Genomic DNA, 1,294 nt, shown 5'->3' on the forward strand with positions numbered 1-1,294 from the left:
CCGCGATCGCCGACGGCACGATGCGGTAATACGCCCAGACGCCGCGCTTCTCGCGCTCGATCAGACCGGCCTCGGTGAGAATCCGCAGGTGATGGCTCACGGTCGGCTGAGAGAGGTTGAGCGGCGCGGTGAGGTCGGTGACCGAGGCCTCGCCCTCCGGGGCGGCCTGGATCAGGCTGAGCAGTCGCAGGCGGGCCGGATCGGCGAACGCCTTCAGCACCCCCGCGAGCCGCTCGGCATCCGCGCGTTTGATCGGCTCACCGGCAAGCGGCGAGATGGCAGGCATGGCAGTATCGGCAGTTCCCACGACAGCCATCGTTCCACCAACCTGGGGAACAGAGCGGCGGAACCGGACAAATCCCCGAGCCGATGCTGTGCTCATCACAACACCATCGACGCGTGTCGTGGCCGCGTGGGCCAGCTGTCAGGGCAGGTTGATCGTGTACTCGGCGGTCTGGACCTTCCCGTCGACCTGGAAGTCGAAGAAGGCCCGGTACCGGCCGGAGCTGGGGACGGTCAGCCAGAACGCGACCGCGCCGTCGACGAGCTCCTGCTCCGGGTGGACGTGCACGTACCCGAGGTCACCCTCGCGAACGACGACCAGGTGCCCGTACGCGCCGAGGTACCGCTGCGGCTGGACCGGCCCGGCGGCGTCGGTGCGCGTGAGCTGGAATCGCACCGGCGCCGTCACCCCGGCGGTGGGCATCCCGGTCATCGACACCGTGAACGGTCCGGCCGTCGCCTGCGCCTGGGCCGGTGGCAACGCGGCCGGGGCGTACGCGCCCGGCACGTGGTGGTCGACGCCCAGCACGAGGGGCACCTGTCGACCGTCGGGGGCGCTGACGGAGAAGTCGGCGAAGACGCGGTAGCCGCCCGGCCGGGCCAGTGTCAGGGGGACGCTCCAGGTGCCGTCGGGCGCCATCGTCGGGTGCAGGTGCTGGTAGCCGCCCAGGTCGCGACCCACCACGATCAGGTGCAACGGCTTCTCGTGCACGACGGCGAAACGCGTCGCCGGCTGCCGGTCGGTTCCGACGATCCGGAACCGGTAGTCCGCGCGTACGCCGGGCGGCTGGGTCCGCTCCAGGGGCTGCAACGTGTAACCGCCCGCGCTTACCGTCGTCCCGGTCGCCAGCGTCTCACCCGCGCTGACGTCCCCCGGATGGGAGTGCGGCCCGGTCCCGGGCGCGTGGTCGTGCCCGTTCCCGGCCGACAGGGCCTCCCCGGAGCCGGTCGGCACTCCGCCGAACGGCCGCGGCCCGAGGCGCAGGACAGCAGCGTGGTAGGCGCGTCACGG

The 1,294-nt window shown here is 71.9% G+C and carries 2 protein-coding genes; both read right to left on the bottom strand.

The features are described 5' to 3' along the window. Window positions 1–316, bottom strand: a 316-nt coding sequence (locus tag AB0J68_RS32290; RefSeq protein ID WP_363942694.1) for a metalloregulator ArsR/SmtB family transcription factor, incomplete at its 3' end; no start/stop codon positions are given. Between the two features lie 108 nt (window positions 317–424). Beyond that, window positions 425–1,237 carry a hypothetical protein gene (locus AB0J68_RS32295; RefSeq protein WP_363942697.1) on the bottom strand — a complete coding sequence of 271 codons (813 nt, stop codon included), beginning with the start codon at window positions 1,235–1,237 and terminating at the stop codon, window positions 425–427. Window positions 1,238–1,294 lie beyond the last annotated feature (57 nt).

The organism is Micromonospora sp. NPDC049580 (genome assembly GCF_040675595.1).
In the GTDB taxonomy this organism is placed as follows: domain Bacteria; phylum Actinomycetota; class Actinomycetes; order Mycobacteriales; family Micromonosporaceae; genus Micromonospora.